Source organism: Serratia sp. 1D1416, assembly GCF_003641105.1.
GTDB classification, from domain to species: Bacteria; Pseudomonadota; Gammaproteobacteria; order Enterobacterales; family Enterobacteriaceae; genus Serratia; species Serratia ficaria.
The window spans coordinates 3,219,727-3,243,097 of the sequence record NZ_CP032738.1; the positions used below are offsets into that span (position 1 = coordinate 3,219,727).

Annotated in this window: 22 protein-coding genes, 2 pseudogenes and 1 other annotated feature; of the genes and pseudogenes, 9 read left to right on the plus strand and 15 right to left on the minus strand. The window is 60.6% G+C overall.

The window, feature by feature from the left end; genetic code table 11:
• The first annotated feature begins 41 nt into the window (after positions 1-41).
• Both gndA and D7I37_RS15605 read left to right on the plus strand, forming a co-directional pair.
• Positions 42-1,448: an NADP-dependent phosphogluconate dehydrogenase gene (gndA, locus tag D7I37_RS15600; RefSeq protein ID WP_129543969.1), complete on the plus strand. Its 1,407-nt coding sequence runs from the start codon at positions 42-44 to the stop codon at positions 1,446-1,448.
• Positions 1,449-1,570: 122 nt separating this feature from the next.
• Positions 1,571-1,804: pseudogene (locus D7I37_RS15605) on the plus strand (hypothetical protein); the annotation flags it as partial.
• A gap of 22 nt (positions 1,805-1,826) precedes the next feature.
• Here D7I37_RS15605 and D7I37_RS15610 read toward each other — a convergent pair.
• A pseudogene (locus D7I37_RS15610) lies at positions 1,827-2,927 on the minus strand (IS3 family transposase).
• Between D7I37_RS15610 and D7I37_RS27580 the strand changes: the two are divergent.
• The gene (locus tag D7I37_RS27580; RefSeq protein ID WP_129543970.1) at positions 2,926-3,138 is read left to right on the plus strand and encodes an integrase core domain-containing protein; all 213 of its coding nucleotides are present in this window, start codon (positions 2,926-2,928) and stop codon (positions 3,136-3,138) included. The pseudogene D7I37_RS15610 and the gene D7I37_RS27580 sit on opposite strands and share 2 nt — an antisense overlap.
• Positions 3,139-3,344: 206 nt before the next feature.
• The gene (locus D7I37_RS15620; RefSeq protein WP_129543971.1) at positions 3,345-5,855 is read left to right on the plus strand and encodes an acyltransferase family protein; all 2,511 of its coding nucleotides are present in this window, start codon (positions 3,345-3,347) and stop codon (positions 5,853-5,855) included.
• Between the two features lie 185 nt (positions 5,856-6,040).
• Here the strand turns inward: D7I37_RS15620 and hisIE are convergent, their stop codons facing one another.
• The 9 genes from hisIE to hisL form a co-directional block, all read right to left on the minus strand.
• Complete coding sequence (gene hisIE / locus D7I37_RS15625) at positions 6,041-6,658, minus strand: bifunctional phosphoribosyl-AMP cyclohydrolase/phosphoribosyl-ATP diphosphatase HisIE (protein WP_129543972.1); 618 nt, start codon at positions 6,656-6,658, stop codon at positions 6,041-6,043.
• Entirely contained in the window at positions 6,652-7,428 is a 777-nt protein-coding gene (hisF, locus tag D7I37_RS15630) for an imidazole glycerol phosphate synthase subunit HisF (RefSeq protein WP_061798513.1), read from the minus strand. The genes hisIE and hisF overlap by 7 nt, the downstream gene beginning before the upstream one ends.
• Positions 7,410-8,147, minus strand: coding sequence for a 1-(5-phosphoribosyl)-5-[(5-phosphoribosylamino)methylideneamino]imidazole-4-carboxamide isomerase (gene hisA, locus D7I37_RS15635; protein ID WP_129543973.1), 738 nt, complete (start codon positions 8,145-8,147; stop codon positions 7,410-7,412). The genes hisF and hisA overlap by 19 nt, the downstream gene beginning before the upstream one ends.
• Before the next feature lie 5 nt (positions 8,148-8,152).
• On the minus strand, positions 8,153-8,743 hold the full coding sequence (gene hisH / locus D7I37_RS15640; RefSeq protein ID WP_095096667.1) for an imidazole glycerol phosphate synthase subunit HisH: 591 nt from the start codon (positions 8,741-8,743) through the stop codon (positions 8,153-8,155).
• On the minus strand, positions 8,743-9,810 hold the full coding sequence (hisB, locus tag D7I37_RS15645; protein ID WP_061798517.1) for a bifunctional histidinol-phosphatase/imidazoleglycerol-phosphate dehydratase HisB: 1,068 nt from the start codon (positions 9,808-9,810) through the stop codon (positions 8,743-8,745). The genes hisH and hisB overlap by 1 nt, the downstream gene beginning before the upstream one ends.
• Positions 9,807-10,895 carry a histidinol-phosphate transaminase gene (gene hisC, locus D7I37_RS15650; RefSeq protein ID WP_095096670.1) on the minus strand — a complete coding sequence of 363 codons (1,089 nt, stop codon included), beginning with the start codon at positions 10,893-10,895 and terminating at the stop codon, positions 9,807-9,809. The genes hisB and hisC overlap by 4 nt, the downstream gene beginning before the upstream one ends.
• Positions 10,892-12,199: a histidinol dehydrogenase gene (gene hisD, locus D7I37_RS15655; protein WP_061798519.1), complete on the minus strand. Its 1,308-nt coding sequence runs from the start codon at positions 12,197-12,199 to the stop codon at positions 10,892-10,894. Before hisD ends, hisC begins: the two co-directional genes overlap by 4 nt.
• A gap of 4 nt (positions 12,200-12,203) precedes the next feature.
• Positions 12,204-13,103, minus strand: coding sequence for an ATP phosphoribosyltransferase (hisG, locus tag D7I37_RS15660; RefSeq protein ID WP_061798521.1), 900 nt, complete (start codon positions 13,101-13,103; stop codon positions 12,204-12,206).
• A 70-nt stretch (positions 13,104-13,173) separates the two neighbouring features.
• Positions 13,174-13,300: a sequence feature (His leader region), on the minus strand.
• The gene (gene hisL, locus D7I37_RS15665) at positions 13,276-13,323 is read right to left on the minus strand and encodes a his operon leader peptide (RefSeq protein WP_115939823.1); all 48 of its coding nucleotides are present in this window, start codon (positions 13,321-13,323) and stop codon (positions 13,276-13,278) included. Its footprint overlaps the feature before it by 25 nt.
• 230 nt (positions 13,324-13,553) lie before the next feature.
• On the opposite strand from hisL, the gene D7I37_RS15670 reads away from it, so the two are divergent.
• A complete protein-coding gene (locus D7I37_RS15670) occupies positions 13,554-14,378 on the plus strand; it encodes an SDR family oxidoreductase (protein ID WP_061798522.1) in 825 nt (274 codons plus the stop codon).
• On the opposite strand, the gene D7I37_RS15675 is transcribed toward D7I37_RS15670, so the two are convergent.
• Positions 14,371-15,297: a LysR family transcriptional regulator gene (locus tag D7I37_RS15675; RefSeq protein WP_061798523.1), complete on the minus strand. Its 927-nt coding sequence runs from the start codon at positions 15,295-15,297 to the stop codon at positions 14,371-14,373. The genes D7I37_RS15670 and D7I37_RS15675 overlap by 8 nt on opposite strands.
• A gap of 253 nt (positions 15,298-15,550) precedes the next feature.
• Between D7I37_RS15675 and speB the strand changes: the two genes are divergently transcribed.
• Both speB and D7I37_RS15685 read left to right on the plus strand, forming a co-directional pair.
• Positions 15,551-16,483 carry an agmatinase gene (gene speB, locus D7I37_RS15680; RefSeq protein WP_061798525.1) on the plus strand — a complete coding sequence of 311 codons (933 nt, stop codon included), beginning with the start codon at positions 15,551-15,553 and terminating at the stop codon, positions 16,481-16,483.
• A gap of 75 nt (positions 16,484-16,558) precedes the next feature.
• On the plus strand, positions 16,559-17,944 hold the full coding sequence (locus D7I37_RS15685) for a sodium:solute symporter (RefSeq protein WP_095096680.1): 1,386 nt from the start codon (positions 16,559-16,561) through the stop codon (positions 17,942-17,944).
• A 59-nt stretch (positions 17,945-18,003) separates the two neighbouring features.
• Here the strand turns inward: D7I37_RS15685 and D7I37_RS15690 are convergent, their stop codons facing one another.
• Together D7I37_RS15690 and D7I37_RS15695 are read right to left on the minus strand one after the other, a co-directional pair.
• Positions 18,004-18,987, minus strand: a complete 984-nt coding sequence (locus D7I37_RS15690; protein WP_061798545.1) for a magnesium and cobalt transport protein CorA — start codon at positions 18,985-18,987, stop codon at positions 18,004-18,006.
• 11 nt (positions 18,988-18,998) lie between these two features.
• Positions 18,999-19,418 carry an N-acetyltransferase gene (locus tag D7I37_RS15695; RefSeq protein WP_095096683.1) on the minus strand — a complete coding sequence of 140 codons (420 nt, stop codon included), beginning with the start codon at positions 19,416-19,418 and terminating at the stop codon, positions 18,999-19,001.
• A gap of 131 nt (positions 19,419-19,549) precedes the next feature.
• On the opposite strand from D7I37_RS15695, the gene D7I37_RS15700 reads away from it, so the two are divergent.
• Positions 19,550-20,650, plus strand: a complete 1,101-nt coding sequence (locus D7I37_RS15700; RefSeq protein WP_095096686.1) for a PQQ-dependent sugar dehydrogenase — start codon at positions 19,550-19,552, stop codon at positions 20,648-20,650.
• A gap of 14 nt (positions 20,651-20,664) precedes the next feature.
• Here D7I37_RS15700 and D7I37_RS15705 read toward each other — a convergent pair whose 3' ends face one another.
• Both D7I37_RS15705 and D7I37_RS15710 read right to left on the minus strand, forming a co-directional pair.
• On the minus strand, positions 20,665-21,285 hold the full coding sequence (locus D7I37_RS15705) for a glutathione S-transferase family protein (RefSeq protein ID WP_061798528.1): 621 nt from the start codon (positions 21,283-21,285) through the stop codon (positions 20,665-20,667).
• 96 nt (positions 21,286-21,381) lie between these two features.
• Positions 21,382-22,038: an HAD family phosphatase gene (locus D7I37_RS15710; protein ID WP_129543974.1), complete on the minus strand. Its 657-nt coding sequence runs from the start codon at positions 22,036-22,038 to the stop codon at positions 21,382-21,384.
• Between the two features lie 287 nt (positions 22,039-22,325).
• On the opposite strand from D7I37_RS15710, the gene D7I37_RS15715 reads away from it, so the two are divergent.
• The gene (locus D7I37_RS15715; RefSeq protein WP_061798547.1) at positions 22,326-23,354 is read left to right on the plus strand and encodes an isopenicillin N synthase family oxygenase; all 1,029 of its coding nucleotides are present in this window, start codon (positions 22,326-22,328) and stop codon (positions 23,352-23,354) included.
• Positions 23,355-23,371: the final 17 nt, after the last annotated feature.

Genomic DNA, 23,371 nt, shown 5'->3' on the forward strand with positions numbered 1-23,371 from the left:
GTAGGCCGTTAACAGGTGTCATCCTCAGACAGGAGTTCCTAATGTCCAAGCAACAAATCGGCGTTGTCGGCATGGCGGTAATGGGCCGCAATCTGGCACTGAACATCGAAAGCCGTGGTTATACCGTTTCCATCTTTAACCGTTCAGGCGACAAGACTGACGAAGTTATCGCTGAGAACCCAGGTAAAAACCTGGCGCCGTACTACAGCGTCGAAGAGTTTGTCGAATCGTTGGAAAAACCGCGCCGCATCCTGCTGATGGTGAAAGCGGGCGAAGCTACGGACAAAACCATTGCCTCTCTGACGCCGCACCTGGATAAAGGCGATATCCTGATCGACGGTGGCAACACCTACTATCAGGATACAATCCGCCGTAACCGCGAACTGTCTGACCAGGGCTTCAACTTCATCGGCACCGGCGTGTCCGGCGGTGAAGAGGGCGCGCTGAAAGGGCCTTCCATCATGCCTGGCGGCCAGAAAGAAGCTTACGAGCTGGTGGCGCCAATCCTGGAAAAAATCGCTGCGGTAGCGGAAGGCGAGCCTTGCGTGGCCTATATCGGCGCTGACGGCGCCGGCCACTATGTGAAAATGGTGCACAACGGCATCGAATACGGCGACATGCAGCTGATTGCAGAAGCTTACTCGCTGCTGAAACAGGCGCTGAACCTGAGCAACGAACAGCTGGCCGAAACCTTCGCCGAGTGGAACAAAGGCGAACTGAACAGCTACCTGATCGACATCACCAAAGACATCTTCACCAAGAAAGACGAAGAGGGTAAATACCTGGTTGATGTGATCCTGGACGAAGCCGCCAACAAAGGCACCGGCAAATGGACCAGCCAGAGCTCTCTGGATCTGGGCGAGCCGCTGTCGCTGATCACCGAATCGGTGTTCGCGCGCTACCTGTCCTCACTGAAAGAGCAGCGCGTTGCCGCCTCTACGGTGCTGACCGGTCCTAAAGCGACGCCGGTAAGCGGCGACCAGGCCGAATTCATCGAGAAAGTGCGCCGCGCGCTGTACCTGGGCAAAATCGTTTCTTATGCGCAGGGCTTCTCTCAGCTGAAAGCGGCTTCCAAAGAAAACAACTGGGATCTGCACTACGGTGAAATCGCCAAGATCTTCCGCGCCGGCTGCATCATCCGCGCCCAGTTCCTGCAGAAGATCACCGACGCTTACGCTGCAGACGCGGACATCGCCAACCTGCTGCTGGCGCCATACTTCAAGCAAATCGCCGACGAATACCAGCAGGCGCTGCGCGACGTGGTGTCCTATGCAGTACAGAACGGCATCCCGACGCCGACCTTCTCTGCGGCCATCGCTTACTACGACAGCTACCGTTCAGCGGTGCTGCCGGCCAACCTGATTCAGGCGCAGCGTGACTACTTCGGTGCTCACACCTACAAACGCATCGACAAAGAAGGCGTGTTCCATACCGAATGGATGGAATAATCCCGCCCGTTGAGCGATAAAAAAAGCCGCCGAGGTTAACGCCCGGCGGCTTAATGAGATGGTCACCCCCACCCTATGAGCGGTACGCTGGCAGGATGTTTTTCTTTCTGAAGGGGATCATCATGCAAAACGTTACGCTCATCGGTATCGACCTCGGCAAGCATGCGTTCCATGTCCATGTCCATGTCCATGTCCATGTCCATGTCCACGTTCAGGATAAATACGGCAATGCATTGCTACGTAAGAAGTTCCCTCGGACCCAGTTAACCGCCTTTCTCTCTACCTGTACCGCTTCTAGCGTTGTCATGGAGTCCTGTGCAGGCGCCCACTTTATGGCCCGCCATATTGATCCCTTCCCAATATCGGTGCCAGGATAAATCAGAGATCCGGGCCTGTTTGCAGGCTTCGGATAAATTCTGCCGGAGTCTGGTTAATTAACGAGGAATGTGGCCGGTATTGATTATATTCCTGCCGTCAGTGCTCGATCTTCTCCTGAGCATCTTCCAGTGACAGGAACCAGTGCACGTTCAGACATTCATCACACAGGCTGCCGTTAAATGACTCAACCAGGGCGTTATCTGTGGGCTTCCCGGGGCGTGAGAAGTCCATCGTTACCTTGTTTTCATACGCCCAGCGGGTCCAGCGTTTTCGAGATAAATTCGCTGCCGTTGTCCGTCTGTAGCCGCTGGGGTACACGCTGCTGTGTCTGCCTGATCCGTTCCATCACGGCGACCACATCGTCACCGCGAAGCCCCTGGCCTACCTCGATCGCCACGCATTCACGACTAAAATTTTCGACTACAGTCAGGGCACGGATCCGGCGTCCGTTGAACAGATTATCAGCAACGAAATTCATACTCCAGCACGGATCCACAGCGGTCACGGCCGGGCGGATACGCCTGTGCCTGGCCGTCACGTGCCGCCGCGGGCGTTTTGACCGCAGGTTCAGCCCTTCCAGACAGTAAATCCGATGTGTTTTCTTGTGGTTAACCAGCCAGACCTCGCGCCGCAGCAGGATATGGATCCGCTGCACACCATAACGAATGCGGGTTTCTGCAATCACCCGTATCCGCTGCGTGAGGGCCCGGTCATCGCGGCAGCTGCGGTAGTTGTAAACCGTTCGGCTCTGCATCATCAGCCGGCATCCCCTGCGAACCCCGATACGGTACGCCGCCAGCAGGTATTCGACCGCCTCGCGTTTCTGCATCGGCCTCAGAACTTTTTTCGGATGACGTTCTGCAGCATTTCCTTGTCCAGACTGAGATCGGCGACCAGCCGTTTCAGGCGGTGATTCTCTTCCTCCAGCTGGCGCAGCCGACGCAGTTCCGTTACGCCCATGCCGCCAAACTTCTTCTTCCAGTGGTAAAAAGTAGCCTCAGAAATCCCCATCTTTCTGCACACTTCTTCCACGCGAGTGCCGGTTTCAGCCTGTTTCAGGGCAAACGCGATCTGTTCTTCGGTATAACGTGTCTTTTTCATGTCAGATGACCTCTTTTTTCAGGAGAAGAAAGGCCGAAAACTCTACTTTACGCCGGTACTGAACAAAGGGAAGAGATCACGAAAGATGGTGAGGGAATCGATAGAAATTTACAACAGAGAGCGGCCTCACCAGTCGCTAAAATACAAAACGCCCGATGCAGTACATCAGGCGTTTTACAGGCATAAAAGTGTTAACCTATGCCAGGACTAGTCAGTGTGGGGAGTAAACTAAAGAGTTAGAGACCGGTAAGACGATGACCTGAGTAACAATTACATTTACTAATAAGGTGATGGCTCTCATATATTCATCGAATTTACACCACGTCAGTGGACTCTACCGGGTGCTTTATGAAATACTAGCGACCTTAAATTTCGATGGCTTCATTCCCAAGCTATGAGTACAAAAGTGAAATTATAATGCAGTTGAATAAAATAAAATTGGGGCAGTCGCAATACTTTCCATTCATTGATGGGCTCCGAGCTTTAGCTGTTATTTCTGTTATTATCTATCATTTGCATGCATCTTGGCTCCCTGGCGGTTTTGTTGGAGTAGATGTGTTCTTCGTCATCTCCGGCTTTATCGTCAGTGCCTCTGTCACTCATTTCAAGGGGGGTGGATTCTGGCGGTTCTTGGCGTTTTTTTATGCCCGAAGGATCCGGCGTATCTTCCCGGTTCTGATTGTCTGCTTACTGGTCACAGGGTATGCTTCTGCATTGTTCATTCCGGTCTCTTGGCTGAGTGATGTCAATCAGACTACCGGACTGTTTGCCTTTTTGGGATTAAGTAACTTTATTCTGGCCGCCAATGGTCGGGATTACTTCGCTCCAACGACCGAGTTCAATCCCTTTACTCATACCTGGTCACTGGGGGTAGAGGAACAATTTTACCTTGTCTTCCCCCTGTTGTTTTTTGTCTGGTTATACAGCCAGCGTGGTAAGCATTTCTCTGTCGCGTTGTTTTCGGTCGGACTATTGGCATCGGTTGTATTCTCCGCATGGCAATCGCAGGCTCAACCGACAAACGCCTATTTTCTGAGCCCTGGTCGTTTTTGGGAGTTGGCTTCAGGGGTATTACTGTACCAGATCTTGACGCCGTCCTCCGACGAAAGTGAACGTAAAGAAAATCGACTCTCTAGCATTATTGGCATTGCTGCATTTATTGGTTTGTTGGTTTCCTTTGTGGTTTCCACGCAGGATAACTTCCCTATGCCGGGTGCTGTGCTTGCCGTGATTTCTACGTTAGGTATCCTATTCAGCCTATATAAACAAAGATGTTTGCCGTGGCTGCAGGCCTTATTGGGTAATAGGTATATTCTGTTCTTTGGAAAAACGTCCTACTCACTATACCTGTGGCATTGGCCGACATTTGTCCTGTTCCGTTGGACCTGTGGTTTAGACTCGCCAGTGACCAGGTTGGCCGCATTAGTCGTTACCTTATTGCTGGCGACGTTATCTTATTATCTAATCGAAACACCGATGCGGCGGTCCCAAACGGCCAAAAAGGCTTCTAATCCTGTTGTTATTGGCGTTGGGCTATGTGTTATTGCCGTTGCTTACTGGGGAGCCTCAACTCTGAATGCACGAGCGGATAAAATTTCGCTTAGTAAGGTGACCGAAGATGCTGAACTTTGGTACCCGGATCGCGGACCTGCGCTCCCGGAATATCCTGGATGTCGTGCAGACCCCATCACGGTTGAAGATGAGGGCGTAGAGGTTATGGTTTTTAAACCTGAAGGCTGCCTGCAAAATAAGTCATCCCTGTATCGGGTGCTGCATGTGATTGGCGATTCCCATACCCTGGCCTATGTGGCGTTGTATAAGCAGTTTGCCATCAGGAACAATCTGGAGGTGGATGTATATCGCAATGGCGGCTGCCCATTTATCAGTTTCCAACCTGAACGCGACCTTGATAATGCCCAGTGCAGGGAACATGCACAAGCCTCTTTACGCGCATTGCACAAGCGGGCCAAGTCTGGCGATGTTCTCTTCTTGGCGTCCTTACGCCTGCCACGTTTTTCCGATCAGTGGGTTTATTTCGGACTGGAATCTCAACAGCAAAACTTCTTTAGTGCTCAAGCGCAGGCTAATCGGCAACGTTCAGTCGCCTATGCGGTTGAAACGTTGCGCGACTTCAGCGAGCAAGGCGTACAGGTTGTTTTTGAAGCGCCAAAGCCCATCTTCTTTGTGCCGCCTTTCCGTTGTGCTGATTGGTTTAATCGTAATAATCCTATTTGTGCGCACGGCATGTCGGTTGAGCGTGATCTGTTGCAGAAATTCCGAGCTCCGGTTCTCGGCAGCTACAACCAGGTGATAAATGCTCTCCCGGCGGTTAGCGTGTGGGATCCTTTTCCTGCATTGTGCCCTGGCAATACATGCAATGTTTGGCGAGAGGGGCACGCTATGTTCTTTGATGGCGATCATCTAAGCGCTTATGGAAATATGACGCTATTACCTAGCTTCACCTCTTATATGCTGCCGAAATTGGCGAAGCAGAGGCTTAAAGGAGCCACAGTTCTGCCTGCCCATGGTTATGCTTTCAACCAAGAGGTGGTACCTGATTTCCTTGACAGCATTTCCGGATTATCACACGTGGAATCATGGGGGCGCTGGAGCGATGGAAACGTAGCGCAGGCAGTACGGCTGGACTTTTATCAGGCGCTGCCACATGGTTTTACGCTAGAAATTATCGCGCAGGGCTATGGTCCTAATATCGGCAAACCGGTCAGCGTCATGGTGGGTGATGAGCAGCAGAGCATCAGCATCGGTGGGCAGCCGACACGAGTGAAGTTGCATTTTGTCAATGCCAACGGTGCACGGGATATTAAGATTGTGCCGCCTTATCCTACAAGCCCGAAAGAATCTGGTGAGTCAGGGGACGAGAGGCAATTAGGGATAGGGCTGGTTTCGATTAATATTGTTGCCGATTAAGCTAGTAGATAAAAAAACCGCCAAGGTTAATGCTTGGCGGCTTTATTGTTTTGAGTGACCGGCTCTTAACGTTACCCCTGTTACAGAGTAACCTCTGCACCTGAACATAGCTCCCCCTGCCTCTTCTTTTTGGGGAGAGGCAGGGGGGTAAGTTCGTGCTTGGTTCAGGCTTTGCTTCGGGATCGCTATTTCTTCTGATGCCGTTCGCGCAGGCGGCCGATCACCTTGCTCAAGTCCAGATCCTGATCCTGCAGCAGCACCAGCAGGTGGTAAATCAGGTCCGAGGCTTCGTTGGTCAGCTCTTCGCGGTCGTTGACCGTGGCGGCCAGCGCGGTTTCCACGCCTTCTTCCCCGACCTTCTGCGCGATGCGCTTGGTGCCGCTGGCGTACAGGCTGGCGGTGTACGAGCTGTCCGGGCTGGCGGTCTTGCGCTCCGCCAGCAGCTGTTCCAACCGGTACAGGAAGCCCCAGTCGCTGGCGGCGGGGTGGAAGCAGCTGCTGTTGCCCAGGTGGCAGGTCGGGCCGATCGGATTGACCAGCACCAACAGCGTGTCGTTATCGCAGTCCGGGGTAATGCTGACCACGTTGAGGAAATGGCCGGAGCTTTCGCCCTTGGTCCACAGCCGCTGTTTGGTGCGCGAGAAGAAGGTGACCTTGCCGCTTTGCTCGGTTTTCGCCAGCGCCTCCTGATTCATATAGCCCAGCATCAGCACCTCGCCGGAGATGGCGTGTTGCACGATAGCCGGCATCAGGTTGTCGGTTTTTTCCCAGTCCAGCTGGTTTCTCTGTTGTTCTGTTAACACACGCGAATCTCCACGCCTTGTTCGACCAGGAACCTTTTCAGTTCGCCGATATTAATGATTTGTTTGTGGAACACCGAAGCCGCCAGAGCACCGTCGACGTCCGCATCGCGGAACGCTTCCAGGAAATGCGCCATGGTGCCGGCGCCGCCGGAGGCGATCAACGGCACCTTGCACAGCTCGCGCACCAAGCGCAGCTGCTGCAGATCGTAGCCGTTGCGCACGCCGTCCTGATTCATCATGTTCAGCACGATTTCGCCGGCGCCGCGGCGCTGCACTTCCTGCACCCAGTCGAGGGTTTCCCACTGGGTGACGCGGGTGCGGCTCTCGTCGCCGGTATATTGGTTGACGTGATACTTGCCGGTTTCGGCTTCGAACCAGGTATCGATGCCCACCACGATGCACTGCACGCCGAAACGGTCTGCCAGGCGGCTAATCAGCTCGGGATCGGCCAGCGCCGGCGAGTTGACGGAGATCTTGTCGGCGCCGAAAGACAGGATCTGGCTGGCGTCCTCGGCGCTTTTGATGCCGCCGGCGACGCAGAACGGGATATCGATCACTTCCGCCACGCGCGACACCCAGCTCTTATCCACCACCCGGCCGTCGGACGAGGCGGTGATATCGTAGAACACCAACTCGTCCGCGCCTTCCTGCGCATAACGCTGCGCCAGCGGCACGATATCGCCGATGATTTCATGGTTGCGGAACTGCACGCCTTTCACTACCTGCCCGTCTTTGACATCCAGGCACGGGATTATCCGTTTTGCCAGCATGCGATCGCCTCCTCAACGCTAAATTTACCTTCCAGCAGGGCGCGCCCCACGATCACCCCTTCAACGCCGCTGCCGCGCAGCTGGGCGATGTCGTCCAGGTTGCCGATACCGCCGGAGGCCTGGAAGGCGACCTGCGGGTAACGGCGGGTGATTTCCTGGTACAGCGCCACGTTGGAGCCGGCCAGGGTGCCGTCGCGCGAAATGTCGGTGCACAGCACGTGCTTCAGGCCGTAGGGCAGGAACTGCTCAACCACCTGTTCCAACGTAGCGTCGGAGTTCTCCTGCCAGCCGCTGATCGCCACGCGTTTGGCGCCTTGCGCGTCGATGCGCACGTCCAGCGCCAGCACCAGGGCGTCGGCGCCGTAGCGCTCGAACCAGCTCTGCACCAGCCGGGGCTGCTTCACCGCGGTGGAGCCGATCACCACGCGGGTGGCGCCGGCGTCCAGCAGGGCGACCACGTCCTGCTCGTTGCGAATGCCGCCGCCGACCTGCACCGGCACGTTAACCCCGGCCAGCAGCTTGCGCAGCAGCGGGATCTGGCGCGCCGCCGGATCCTTGGCGCCGGTCAGGTCGACCAGGTGCAGCACCTGCGCGCCCTGTCGTTTATAATCCTGCAGCCGCGAGTGCGGATCGTTGCCGTAGTCGCGCTGCTGGCCATAATCGCCCTGATGCAGGCGCACCACGTTGCCGTCGATCAAATCCAAAGCCGGAATAATCATGCTGCCTACATCTCCAGAAAGTTTTTCAACAGTTGCGCACCGGCCGCTCCAGAACGTTCTGGATGAAACTGCACGCCGAAGAAGTTGTCTTTTTGCACGGCGGCGGTGAAGGGCTCGCCGTAGTTCGCCTGGGCGATGGTGTTTGGGCATATTGGCATCGCATAGCTGTGAACGAAATAGAAGTAGGCCTCGTCTTCGATGCCCCGGAACAGGTGGTGGCCCGCCAGCGCGGAGACCTGGTTCCATCCCATGTGCGGCAGCGGCAGGCCGAAGTCGGTCATTTGCTTCACCGGGGTATCGATGATGCCCAGCGTGCTGATGCCGCCGTTCTCCTCGCTGCTTTCCGCCAGCAGCTGCATGCCGAGGCAGATGCCCAGCACCGGCTGGGTGCAGGCCTTGATCAGCTCGATCAGCTCGCGCTCCTTCAGCTGGTCCATCGCCGCCTGGGCGGTGCCGACGCCCGGCAGGAACAGCTTGTCGGCACGCAGCACGATCTCCGGGTCGCGGCTAACGTCCGGCTGATAACCCAGACGCTGCACCGCGTAGGTGACGGAGGCCAGGTTGGCGCAGCCGGTATCCAGAATCACCACGTTCATCACAGCACTCCTTTCGAGCTCGGCAGGGTATTGCCTTCAACGCGGATCGCCTGGCGCAGCGTGCGGCCAAACACCTTGAACAGGCTCTCGACCCGGTGATGGTCGTTTTTGCCCTTGGTTTTCAGATGCAGCGTGCAGCCCATGGTGTAAGACAGCGAGCGGAAGAAGTGCTCGACCATTTCGGTGCTGAGATCGCCGACGCGCTGGTAGTTGAACTCGGCCTTGTATTCCAGGTGTGGCCGGCCGGAGATATCCAGCGCGCAGCGCGCCAGGCATTCGTCCATCGGCAGCACGAAGCCGAAGCGGGCGATGCCGCGCTTGTCGCCCAGCGCCTTGTTCAGCGCTTCGCCGAGCGCCAGCCCGGTGTCCTCCACCGTGTGGTGGTCATCGATATACAGGTCGCCTTTGACGTCGATGTCCATGCGGAAGCCGCCGTGGGTGGCGATCTGATCCAGCATGTGGTCGAAGAAACCGACGCCGGTCTTGATCTTGCTGCCGCCTTCGCGATCCAGCCAGACGTTGACGTCGATCTGCGTCTCTTTGGTTACGCGGTTAACCCGCGCATGGCGATCGCGCTGGGTCAGCTGGCGAGCGATCTCTTTCCAGCCTAGGGTCGCGCGCTGGTAGCGCAGCCCGTGAATGCCCATGTTTTCCGCCAGCTGCACGTCGGTCGGGCGATCGCCGATCACGTAACTGTGCGCGGTATCCATGGCGCCGGCCTCCAGATACCCCTTCACCAGCGCGGTTTTCGGCTTGCGGCAGTCGCAGTTGTCCGCCGGCAGGTGCGGGCAGATCAGGATATCGGCGAAGTGAACGCCCTGCGAGCTGAGGATCTGCATCATCAGGTTGTGCGGCGGATCGAAAGTTTCCTGCGGGAAACTGGCGGTGCCGAGCCCATCCTGATTGGTGATCATCACCAGTTGATAACCCGCCTGCTGCAGGGTCAGCAGCGAAGGGATCACGTCCGGCTCCAGCGCCAGCTTGTCCAGACGGTCGACCTGGAAGTCTTCCGGCGGCTCGGCAATCAGCGTGCCGTCACGGTCAATAAAGAGGATTTTTTGGCTCACATTGGCTCCTGGCGAGTCTCGTTGGCGCCGGGCAGGGCGGCCAGCGCGTCAACCACGCGGCGGCATTCGTCACGGGTGCCTATGGTGATGCGCAGGCAGCCGGACAACCCGGGCTGTTTATTTTGGTCTCTTAAGATAATGCCCTGATCCCACAAGCTTTTAAATACATTACTTGAGGCGGTGAAGCGCACCAGCAGGTAATTGCTGTCGCTGGCGAAAACCTGCTCGACGCAGGCGCAGTTTTGCAGCGCCTGCCGCAGCCAACTGCGGTTGGCGGCAATCTCGCCAACCCGTTGCCGCATCACGCGGATGCCTTCGGCGCTGAGCGCCTGGGCGGCGATGTCGGCCACCGGCGTCGACAGCGGATAAGGCGCGATCACCTTCAGCAGCAGGGCGATCAGATCCTCGTTGCCCAGGGTAAAACCGCAGCGCAGGCCGGCCAGCGCGAAGGCTTTCGACAGGGTGCGCAGGATCGCCAGGTGCGGATAATCGCTCAGCCAACCGGCCACGCTCGCCTGCGGGCAAAACTCGATATAGGCCTCGTCAACCGCGACGATCGCCTTGCCCTTGGCCATTTCCAGCAGGCTGCGCAGAGAGTCTGGGTCGATCAGATTGCCGGTCGGGTTGTTCGGGCTGCAGACGTAGATCAGCTTGACGTTGTCCAGGCTGTCGGCGATGGCCGGCAGATCCAGCTGCCAATCTTCCCTGGCCGCCACGGTGCGGCGCTCCACGCCGAAGGTCTCGGCGCTGACGGCGTACATGCCGTAGGTCGGCGGGCAGAACAGAATGGCGTCCTTACCCGGTTCGCAGAAGGCGCGGATCAGCAGTTCGATGCCCTCATCGGCGCCGCGGCTGACCAGCACCTGCTCTTTCTGCACCCCGGCGTAAGCGGCGTAGCGCTCGATCACCTGCGCCGGCTGGCACTCCGGGTAGCGGTTGAAGGTCTGGGCGGTCAGCTGGAATTCCGGCGCGATCGGGTATTCGTTGGCGTTCAGCCACACGTCGCCGTTGCCGCCGAGGCGGCGCGCCGACTGGTAAGGGGTCAGCTCGCGAACGTTGGCGCGCGCCAGGTTTTCAATGCTCATGCTTGCTCCTTCAGGGCGGCGACGCGCAGGGTCACGGCGTTTTTGTGGGCGATCAGCTGCTCGGCGGCGGCCAGCGTTTCGATGGTGGCGGCCAGATTCATAAAGCCCTGCGGCGTCAGCTCCTGCACCGTCATGCGCTTCTGGAAGTCCGCCAACCCCAGGCTGGAGCAGGTGGCGGTGTAGCCGTAGGTCGGCAGCACGTGGTTGGTGCCGGAGGCGTAGTCGCCGGCGGATTCCGGCGACCAGTCGCCGAGAAACACCGAACCGGCGCTGGTGATGCCGTCGACCAGGTCGCGGGCGCTGCGGGTCTGAATGATCAGGTGTTCCGGGCCATACCGGTTGCTGATCGCCACGCACTCTTCCAGGTCGCGCGCCACGATCAGGCGACTGCTGGCCAGCGCCTGGCGGGCGGTTTCCGCACGCGGCAGCTCGGCCAACTGTCGCTCTACCGCTTCGGCCACCGCCTGCGCCATCGCGGCGTCCGGGGTCAGCAGGATCACCTGCGAGTCCGGGCCGTGTTCGGCCTGCGACAACAGATCGGAGGCGACGAACGCCGGGGTGGCGCCGGCGTCGGCGATCACCAGCACTTCGGAGGGGCCGGCCGGCATGTCGATGGCCGCGCCGTCCAGCCGTTGGCTGATCTGGCGCTTGGCTTCGGTGACGAAGGCGTTGCCCGGGCCGAAGATCTTCGCCACCCGCGGCACGGAATCGGTGCCGAAGGCCATGGCGGCGATCGCCTGCGCGCCGCCGACCTGAAACACCTCCTCTACGCCGCACAGCTGCGCGGCGTAGAGGATTTCATCGGCGATCGGCGGCGGCGAGCACAACACCACCCGGCGGCAGCCGGCGATGCGCGCCGGCGTCGCCAGCATCAGTACGGTGGAGAACAGCGGCGCCGAACCGCCGGGAATGTACAGGCCGACCGAATCGATCGGGCGAGTTATCTGCTGGCAGCGCACGCCGGGCTGGGTTTCGACGTCGACCGGCGGCAGCCGTTGCGCATTGTGGAAGGTTTCCACGTTGGCGACGGCCACCGCCATCGCCTGTTTGATCTCGTCGCCGAGCCGCGCGCCGGCGGCGGCGATTTGCTCGGCGCTGACGCGCAGCGCGCCAACCTCGGTTTGGTCAAAGCGCGCGCTGTAGTCGCGCAGCGCCTGGTCGCCGTTGGCCTTTACGCTGTCGAGGATCTCGCGCACCGTGCGGGTAATGCTGTCGGAGGCGGAAATCGCCGGGCGCATCAGCAGCGCGGCGCGTTGTTCGGCGCTGCAGTCCGCCCAGTTGATCAGGGTGTTGAAGTTCGACATGGCGTTACTCCATCATCTTCTCAATTGGCAACACCAGGATCGAGCTGGCGCCGAGCGCTTTCAGTTTTTCCATGGTTTCCCAGAACAGGGTTTCGCTGCTGACCATGTGCATCGCCACGCGGTTCTGCGCGCCGGCCAGCGGCAGAATGGTCGGGCGTTCGGCGCCCGGCAGCAGCGCGACGATTTCGTCCAAACGCTCGCTCGGCGCGTGCAGCATGATGTATTTGGATTCACGCGCCTGGATCACGCCCTGAATGCGGGTCATCAGGCGGTCGATCAGCCGTTGCTTGGCTTCCGGCATTTCTCCGTCGCGCTGGATCAGGCAGGCCTTGGAGCGGTAGATCACTTCCACTTCACGCAGGCCGTTGGCTTCCAGCGTGGCGCCGGTGGAGACCAGGTCGCAGATGGCGTCGGCCAGGCCGGCGCGCGGCGCCACCTCCACCGAGCCGTTCAGCAGGCAGGATTTGAAGCGCACGCCCTGTTTGTCGAGGTACTGCTTCAGCAGGTGCGGGTAAGAGGTGGCGATGCGGGCGTCCTGCAGGCTTTGCGGGCCGGCGTATTCGGCGTCGAGCGGGGTGGCCAGCGACAGGCGGCAGCCGCCGAAGTCCAGGCGGCGCAGGGTGAAGTAGCGCGGGTCTTCGCCCTGAGCGCGGCGGGTGAGCAGCTCTTCTTCCAGCACGTTCTCACCGATGATGCCCAGATCGACCACGCCGTCCATCACCAGGCCCGGGATATCGTCGTCACGCACGCGCAGGATATCGATCGGCATATTTTCCGCAAAGGCGATCAGGCGTTGCTGTTGCAGGTTGATTTTGATGCCGCAGCGCGCCAGCAGCTCCTGGGATTCGTCGCTCAGGCGGCCCGATTTCTGCATTGCTATCCGTAAACGTGTTTTGTCCAGCATGGTAACCTCTGTTTAATCTGTAATTTTATGAATTTATTGTAAAAACTTTATTTTCTGTCTGTCCGGAGCCAAAAAAAAACCCTCGGAAGAAATCTTCCGAGGGCTCTCTCTTGCGTTCTGCGCGCCACTGGAAGATTAAAAAACCGTCTTCCAGCACTCATCGCCTGAAAGACTAGTCAGGGTGATGGTGATGATGGTGGTTGAACTGAACGCTGATCATGGGTGTTTTCTCTTTAAAGGTCGGTACTAGCCGAATTGCTAATTAACCTAAACTATCCGCCGCTCGTCGCGCAACCCTTTTTTAACGTCATAAATTTAATTTATTGAAACCGGTTGGGTTATTAGCTAAACACGGTTTTACCCAAGCTTAAGCGGCGGCGGATTGTATCGCCGTACGGAGTGGCGTAGCCTTAATGGGCAGAGCGCTGCGATCTTCAGGAGAGGGAGACGATGAAAAAGGTAGCCATTATTGGTCTGGGCTGGCTGGGCATGCCGCTGGCCCTGTCGTTGATGAGCCGCGGATATGACGTGGTGGGCAGCAAAACCACGCCGGACGGCGTTGAGGCCGCGCGCATGAGCGGCATTGAATGCTATCGGCTGGAGCTGACGCCGGATCTCTTGTGCGATCCTGAGGATCTGGAACAGCTGCTGCGGGTGGATGCGCTGGTGGTGACCCTGCCGGCCCGGCGCACCGTCGAAGGCAGCGAAAACTACTTTAATGCGGTGCGCATGCTGGTGGACAGCGCGATGGCCTTCGGCGTGCCGCGGGTGTTGTTCACCAGTTCCACCTCGGTGTACGGCGAAACCGCCGGCACGCTGCGCGAGGACTCGCCGCTGCGGCCGATCACGCCGTCGGGGCGGGTGCTGGCCGAGCTGGAGCGTTGGCTGCACGAGCTGCCGAACACCTCGGTGGACATCCTGCGGCTGGCGGGGCTGGTGGGCGCCGATCGTCACCCCGGCCGTTTCCTGGCGGGCAAGGTCGACGTCAAGGGCGGCTCGCAGGGGGTCAACCTGGTGCATCAGGATGACGTGATCGCGGCGATACAGCTGCTGCTGAAGCTGCCGAAAGGCGGCCATCTCTACAACCTGTGCGCGCCGAGCCACCCCACCAAGCGCGAGTTCTACCCGGCGCTGGCCGAGCAGCTGCAGCTGGCGCCGCCGCAGTTCGCCGACGAGGCGGAGCAGGACGGGCGGCTGGTCGACGGCAACCGCATCTGCAACGAGCTGGGGTTCGAATACCAGTACCCCGATCCGGCGCGCATGCCGGTCAATTGATTGCCTGAAGCCCCGCCGCCTGCGGGGCTTTTTTTATCGCCCGCAGCAGGTCTTCCCGCAGCGCCGTCAGCGCCTCTTTGGGCGGCGCCGGGCGGGTGACCAGGCACAGCGTCGCCCGATAAGACAGCGCCTCGCCGCCCAGCCGCTTCAACATGCCTTGCTCCACCCAGCGCGCGGCGTAATGGGTGGGCAGGTAGCCGAGATATTCCCCGCTGAGCACCAGATGCGCCACGCTTTCCATGTGGTGGGCGACGGCGGCCAGGTTGTTCGGCGCGATCGGGCACAGCCGCTGCGCCAGCAGATAACCGCGTTTGACCCAGCGGGCGTTTTCAATCTGCTCGCGGCCCGGCCGCTCGGCGGCAAACAGCGGATGGTCGGCGCTGCAGTAGATCGCCTGGGTCTCCTCCAGCCACGGCTGATAGCGCAAATCCTCCAGCTGCTGGCCAAAATAGCCGATGCCCAGATCGAGCTGCTGGTTCAGCAATCCCTGTTCAATTTCCGTCGGCGAGCAAATGCGGCACTGCAACTGCACGTCCTGGTGCCGGCGTTGGAACCCTTTGATCGCCTGGCTGAAAGGATTGCCCGGCAGCGACACCAGGTTGTCCACCAGGCCAAGCTGCAGATCGCCGGTCAGCAGGCCGTTCAGCGACTGGCTGATGCGGGTAAAGTCGCGTGCGGCGTTGAACAGCGTGCGGCAGGCGATCAGCATGCGTTCGCCTTTCGGGGTGAGCATGAAACCGGAGCGGCCGCGCTGGCACAGGCGAAATCCCAACCGGGTCTCCAGCGAGGCGAGATGGGTGCTGATGGTGGACTGATTCATCATCAGCGGCTCCTGAGCGGCGCTGACGCCCTGCGCCTCCGCCACCGCGACGAACACCCGCAGCAGTTTGAGATCGATATCGCTTAGGTTGGTGAGCATCTGTCCCTCCACGGAAAGTATCTGGCCGTTAACCCGTTTTTAACATCGAAGAAGAGGGCGTTGGCGAGTGTGATTTGTCCTTCCTTATGGCATGGATGTCAAATAAAAATCAATAGTTCAACGGCTTAGTAAACATCGTCTTTTTCAATGCTTACATGCGAAAGCGGGAATGGTAGCCAGACGAAGCCGCGGGGTAGCCTGTGAATGTTATTCAAATGTTGAAAATACCGACTCCCCAAAACAAGGAAACGCCATGCTGAATCAACCTCAAAGCGGCAACGACATGCCGCGTTTCGCCGGCATCCCCACCATGATGCGCCTGCCCGCGGCCGAAGATGCGCGCGGGTTGGATGCGGCCTTCGTCGGCATTCCGCTGGATATCGGCACCTCGAACCGCAGCGGGACCCGCTACGGCCCGCGGCAGATCCGTCAGGAGTCGGTGATGATCCGCCCTTACAACATGGGCACCGGCTCGGCGCCCTTCGAACGCCTGCAGGTGGCCGATCTCGGCGACGTCGCCATCAATCCCTACAGCCTGGCGGACAGCGTGCGGCGCATCGAACAGGCTTACCACGGCATTCTGGAGCATCGTTGCACTCCGCTGACGCTGGGCGGCGACCACACCCTGACGCTGCCGGTGCTGCGCGCCGTCGCCCGCCGGCATGGCCCGGTCGGTTTGATCCACGTCGACGCCCATTCCGATACCAACGAAGAGATGTTCGGGGAACGGCTGGCGCACGGCACCACCTTCCGCCGCGCTTTTGAGGAGGGGCTGCTGGCGCCGGAAAGGGTGGTGCAGATTGGCCTGCGCGGCAGCGGCTATGCGGCGGATGATTTCGACTGGTCGCGCCGTCAGGGCTTTCGCGTGGTGCCGGCGGAAGCGTGCTGGCACCGATCGCTGACGCCGCTGATGGCGGAAATTCGCCAGCAGATGGGCGATGCGCCGGTGTATCTCAGCTTCGACATCGACGGGCTGGATCCGGCCTTCGCGCCGGGCACCGGCACGCCGGAGGTCGGCGGGCTGTCGGTCTGGCAGGGGCTGGAGATCGTGCGCGGCTGCCGCGGGCTGAACCTGGCCGGCGCCGACGTGGTGGAGGTGTCGCCGCCGTACGATCGCACCGGCAACACCGCGTTGTTGGCGGCCAACCTGCTGTTTGAAATGCTGTGCGTGCTGCCGGCCCGCTGAGGGCACGCCAAACCCTGCCGGCGGAGCGGTTGCGTCCGGCCTCCTGATAACGATAACCAAGGTATGGAGGTGTTTATGAATCTCGATCTGCTGGTCGTGGTGTTTTATTTCCTGGTGATAGGCGCGGTGGGGTGGATGGGCATACGCCGCGCCAACTCCAAGGAGGCATACCTGGTGGCCGGGCGCAACTTGGGTCCGGGGCTGTATCTGGGCACGCTGTCGGCGGTGGTGCTCGGCGGCGCCTCGACCATCGGCACCGTCAAACTCGGTTATACCTACGGCATTTCCGGCGTCTGGCTGTGCGGCGCGCTGGGCCTGGGCATCGTGGTGTTGAGCACGGTGCTGGCCAAGCCGCTGCTGCAGCTTAAGCTGTATACCGTCAGCCAGGTGCTGTCGCGCCGCTACCATCCGGCGGCCAGGGTGACCAGCGGCGCCATCATGCTGGCCTACGACCTGATGGTGGCGGTGACCTCGATCATCGCCATCGGCAGCGTGATGCAGGTGATGTTCGCGCTGTCGTTCCCCACCTCGATCCTGCTCGGCGGCGGGTTGGTGGTGCTGTATTCGACGCTGGGCGGCATGTGGTCGCTGACGCTGACCGACATCCTCCAGTTCATCATCATGACCGTCGGCATGATGCTGGTGCTGATGCCGATGAGCATCGTCAAGGCCGGCGGCTGGGAAGCGTTCGGCAGCCTGTTGCCCGACAGCTACTACCGGCTGTCGTCGATCGGTCTGGACACCATTCTGGTGTTTTTCCTGATTTACTTCTTCGGCATTCTGATCGGCCAGGATATCTGGCAGCGGGTGTTCACCGCCCGCAGCGTCGACGTGGCGCGCTATGCCGGGCTGGGCGCGGGCGTTTATTGCGTGCTGTATGGCGTGACCGGCGCGCTGATCGGCATGGCCGGCAAAATCCTGTTGCCGCAGTTGGCCAGCACCGACGGCGCCTTTGCCGCCATCGCCCAGGCGGTATTGCCGGCCGGCATCAGCGGACTGGTGGCCGCCGCGGCGTTGGCGGCGCTGATGTCCACCGCCAGCGCCTGCCTGCTGGCGTCGTCGACCATCGCGCTGGAGGACGTGCTGCCGGCGATCCGGCGGCGGCCGTCGGGCGGGCTGGCCGCCGGGCGTTTCACCACTCTGATCATGGGCATGATCATGCTGGGGCTGGCGTTTCTGGTGCGCGACGTGCTGGCGGCGCTGACGCTGGCCTATAACCTGCTGGTGGGCGGCATGCTGATCCCGCTGGTGGGGGCGATTTTCTGGCGGCGCGCCACCAGCCTCGGCGCCATCGCCAGCATGCTGACCGGCAGCCTGTGCGTCGTGGGATTGATGTTCTGGCAGGGCATCGACGCCAACAGCCCGATCTACGGCGGATTGCTGGGCGGCGGCGCGGCCTTCGTGCTGGGCAGCCTGCTGAGCCGGCCGGCGCCGCAGTTGCAGACTTTGACCGAGCGCTGAGCGCCGCGACGCCAGAGGCAACCGCCGCAGGCGCCGTTGATGTCCAGGCGGCGCTGCGCCTACAGCCAGCCCGACTTCTTCAGCTTTTGATACAGCAAGAAGCAGCCGGCGACGGTCACCCCGAGGGTGGCGTGGTAGGCCCAGGGGAACTTCAGCTCCGGCATGTCGGCGAAGTTCATTCCGTACAGGCTGAAGATCACCGTCGGAATGGCCAAAATCGCCCCCCAGCCGGCCAACCGCTTCACCACTTCGTTTTGCTTCACCGTCACCAGCGCCAGATTGACGTGCATGGCGTTGGTGAGCATTTCGCGCATGTCGTCGATGTTACTGGCCACCTGCCGGGCATGGTCCTGCACGTCGCGCACGTAGGCGCGCAGCTCTTTGGGGATCACCTCTTCGTGCAGGCGGATCAGTTGGGTGCAGATTTCGTCCATCGGCAGCGCGGCGTTGCGCAGCGCCAGCAGGTGGCGGCGCAGGGTGTAGACGTTTTCGATCGCCGCCTGATCGAACTCGGATTTGAACATGTTGGCTTCGATGCCTTCGATGGTCGCCTCGAATTTGGCCACCACGCTGCGGTAGTTGTCCACCACGAAGTCCAGCACCGAATAGAGCGCAAAGCCGGGGCCGTGGCACATTTGCTTATGGTTTTCTTCGGCTTTGGCGCGGATCGGCGCGTAGCTGGGCGAGGCGCCGTGGCGCACCGTCACCAAAAAATTCTTGCCGACGAAGAAGTGGGTTTCTCCGTATTCGACTTCCTCGTTGTCGCCCCATTGCGCGGTTTTCACCACGATAAACAGCGAATCGCCGTAGCTTTCCAGCTTGGGGCGCTGGTGCGCGCACAGCGCGTCCTCGATCGCCAGATCGTGCAGCCCGAACTCCTCCTGCACCTTGCGCATAAACGCCGGCTCCGGCTGCCACAGCCCCAGCCAGACGAAAGTGTCCGGTTGTTTGACCACTTCGCTGATATCGTCGATGGTCACTTCGCCCAGCCGTTTGCCGGCCTTGTAGGCCACGCTGTTCACCACCATGCTTTTGCTGTCCATCGGGCCGCCCGTCATTCAGTCAGAGTTTTGGTCATAAAATAACATTCATGTTCAACCGGGTAATCTTTCAGCGTCATTTGCAGCTGATAACCGAGTTTCTCGTAGAACGGCCGCGCCTGAAAGCTGAAGGTATCCAAACGGGAATAGCGGCAGCCGCGCGCCAGCGCTGCTCGTTCGGCGGCCTGCATCACCTGGCGGCCCAGACCGCTGCCGCGCTGGGGAGCGTCCACCCACAGCCAGTCAATGCTCAGCCAGTTGCCCCAGGTGACGGCGGTCAGCCCGGCCACCACTCGCCCGTCGGCGTCCCGCGCATAGGCGTTGAGGGAGCGGCGCAGGCCGCCGTCAATATAGGGTTGGTTATGGGCGCGCAGGCCCTGGCGGATGGCATCGAGAGTATGTTCGTCCAACGTATCCGCAACGGTAATGTTCATCTTTCCTCCTCGGTTATCCGTTAACTTAAGCACAGCACGGCCAAAAGGCAACCCGTTGAAATTTAATGCAAACGATCGCGCCGGGCAATTGGGCTACACTGAATGGGACATTTTACGCTCAGGAGGACGTTATGCCCCGACTTACCCTAATGGCCGGCCTGCTGTTGTGCAGCGGCCTGCTGCAGGCCGCGCCGACGGTCACTCAGCTGCAGGACGGATTGGAGCACCCCTGGTCGCTGGCCTTTTTGCCGGCGGAACAGGGCGTGCTGATCACCGAACGGCCCGGCAGGCTGCGGTTGTGGCAGCAGGATCGGGGGCTGTCGGCGCCGATAGCCGGCGTGCCCAAGGTCTATGCCGAGGGGCAGGGCGGGCTGTTGGAAGTGCTGCCTGCGCCGGATTTCGCCGCCAGCCGCCGGGTTTATCTCAGCTTCGCCGAACCGGGGGATGACGGCAAGGCGGGCACCGCGGTGGGCTATGGGCGCCTGAGCGATGACGGCGGGCGGCTGGATAATTTCAAGGTGATCTTCCGCCAGCAGCCCAAGCTGTCGGTCGGCAACCACTTCGGCGGCAAGCTGGCGTTCGACCGACAGGGGTATCTGTTTATCGCGCTGGGGGAAAACAACCAGCGGCCGACGGCGCAGGACGCCGATAAGCTGCAGGGCAAGCTGGTGCGGCTGACCGCCGACGGCGCGGTGCCGCCGGATAATCCCTGGGTCGGCCAGGCCGGCAAGCGGCCGGAAGTGTGGTCTTATGGCCATCGCAACCCGCAGGGGCTGGCGTTGAATCCGTGGAGCGGGGTTATCTGGGAACACGAACACGGGCCGCGCGGCGGCGACGAGATCAACATCCCGCAGGCGGGCAAAAACTACGGCTGGCCGCTGGCCACCCACGGCATCAACTATTCCGGCCAGCCGATCCCGGAGGCCAAAGGCCAACGGGCGGCGGGCACCGAACCGCCGCTGCATTACTGGCAGGTATCGCCCGGCATCAGCGGCATGGCGTTTTATGATGCGCAACGCTTCCCGGCCTGGCGGCATTCGCTGTTTATCGGCGCGCTGGCGCAGAAAGAGCTGATCCGCCTGACGCTGGACGGAGACAAGGTGGTGGCGGAGGAGCGGCTGCTGGGCGATCGCGGCGAACGCATCCGCGAAGTGCGCAGCGGGCCGGACGGCTATCTTTATCTGCTGACCGATGAAAGCGACGGCAAGCTGCTGAAGGTGGGGGCGTCGTGACGCCCCGGGGAAAATCAGGTCAGTTCGCTCATCACGCCGCGCTGATAGGCCGGGCGGGCGCGCAGCTGCTGGTACCAGCGTTCCAGATTCGGGCGCGGGCGGCGGGCGATCGGCATTTCGAACCAGGCGTAGATAAAGCTGCCGAGCGGGATATCGCCGAAGCCGAATGACTCGCCGGAAAGATAGGGCTGGCGTTCCAGCGTTTGTTCCACGATGTCGAAGTGTTTTTCCAGCGTGGCGATCGCCGCCGTGATCTTGTCCATGTCGCGCTGTTCCGGCGGGGTGCGCACCAGGCCCCAAAATACGATGGAGAAGGGGGCGACCAGGGTCGATGTGGTCCAGTCCATCCATTTTTCGGCGCTGGCGCGCGCCTGCAGATCCTGCGGATAAAACGACGCGTCGCCAAACTTGGCCGCCAGATAGCGCACGATGGCGTTGGACTCCCACAGCGTGAAGTCGTCGTCCTGCAGCAGCGGCACCAGGCCGTTGGGGTTCAGTGAACGGTAGCGTTCCTCGTTCACCTTGCCGAATGCGCCGCCGGCGTTGATGTGGGTGTAGTTCAGATCCAGCTCTGCGGCGCACCACAGCACTTTCCTGACGTTGTTCGAGTTTTCACGGCCCCAGATGGTCAGCATGTCATGCCTCTATTTAGCGGGTTAACGAACCTAAGCCTTTATTCCTACGCCATAAAATGATGTTTGTCACACCGAAAGGCATTTTTTGCCGGCCGCTCAGCGTTCCCAGCGGCACACTTCCCAACCCCGTTCCGCCGCCAGCGCGCTCAGATCGCTGTCGGGGTTGATCACCGTCGCGCTGTCGACGTAGTGCAGCATCGGTGCGTCGTTGAGCGAGTCGCTGTAGCCGTGGCTGTGTTCGAACTTCACCTCCGGGCGCTGCGCCAGCCACTGCTGCAGGCGGATGACCTTGCCCTGCTGATAGGTCATGGTGCCGTAGGTGTTGCCGGTAAAGCGGTCATCGACCACTTCGACGCCGATCGCCAGCGCGCCGTCGGCGCCGAGCTGTTCGGCGATCGGCGCCACCAGGTGTTCGCCGGTGGCGGAGATCACCAGGATGCAGTCGCCGCGCTCGCGGTGCCACTGCAGGCGTTCACGGGCGGCGGGGTATACGCGCGGCAGGATATCGCGGCGAATATAGCGCTGCACCCAGCCGGCCACCGTTCGGGTGCTCAGGCCGGCCAGCGGCGCCAGCGTGGCCTGCATGTAATCCTCCATCGACAGTTTGCCCTGATAGTAAAGCTGCATCAGCTGCTGTTCCTGCAGTTCCAGCTCCGCCGGCGCGAACCCCTGAGCGACCAGCCAGCGGATCCACAGGCTGGCGCTATCATCATCAATCAGGGTTTCATCCAGGTCGAATAAGGCTAAATCCATCAGTATTTCTCCGGCAGGCAGGGAATGGGGGCGCATGAATAATAGCGGATACCGTACGCCGCCAGCCAGCGGCGTCGGTGAAATTGCGCAGAGCATAAGAAACATTGATGACAGTTCTGCGACACTTTGTTGAAGCTTTGCATAACTTAGAACGCAACAATATTGGCTCGCCCGGCGGCGGCAGTGATAACTATGGGGCAACGAGCGCAGCCCTCTGGAGCAGACGATGTTGATAATTCGCCTTTATAGCGGCCCGATCCTGATCGGGGAAGATGAGGAACCGGATGATGACCACACCACTGACGCTGAAGACGCTGCCGCTGCTGGATCTTTCGCGGCTTGACGGCGAAGCGCGGCAGCGGCGGGCGTTTCTCGACGGCCTGCGGGCGGCGGCGCGCGACGTCGGATTCTTCTATCTGCGCGGACACGGCGTCGATCCGGCGCTGAACGCCGGGCTGCAGCAGTGCGCGCGGCGGTTTTTCGCGCTGCCGGAGGCCGACAAGCTGGCGGTGCAGATGGTGCATTCGCCGCATTTTCGCGGCTATAACCGCGCGGCGGCGGAGCTGACCCGCGGCCAGCCGGACTGGCGCGAACAGTTTGACATCGGCGCCGAACGGCCGGCGCTGTCATTGAACGAGGACAGCCCGCGCTGGGCGCGGCTGCAGGGCCCGAATCAGTGGCCTAGCGCGCTGCCGGAGCTGAAGCCGCTGCTGCTGCAGTGGCAACGGGCGATGACCGCCATGTCGCTGCGGCTGCTGCGGGCTTTCGCCCTGGCGCTGGCGCTGCCGGAACGGGCGTTTGATCCGCTGTACGGCGACAAGCCGAACGAACACATCAAGCTGATCCGCTATCCGGGGCGTGAAGCCACGGGAAGCGGGCAGGGCGTCGGGGCGCACAAGGATTCCGGCTTTCTCAGCTTCCTGCTGCAGGACCGGCAGAAAGGCCTGCAGGTGGAGGTGAGCGAAGGGCGCTGGATCGATGCCGAACCGCGCGAGGACACGTTCGTGGTGAACATCGGCGAGCTGCTGGAGCTGGCGAGCAACGGCTATCTGCGCGCCACGATGCATCGGGTGGAGACGCCGCCGGCGGGCAGCGAGCGGCTGTCGATCGCCTTTTTCCTCGGTGCGCGGCTGGACGCGGTGGTGCCGCTGTATCGGCTGCCGGCGCATCTGGCGGCCGAGGCCCGGGGCCCGGCCAGCGATCCGCACAATCCGCTGTTTCGCGACGTCGGCTACAACTACCTGAAAGGGCGCATCCGCTCCCATCCGGACGTCGCGCAGCGCTACTATCGGGACGTTATCGGCGCCCAGAGATAACAGAGCCCGGCACTGCG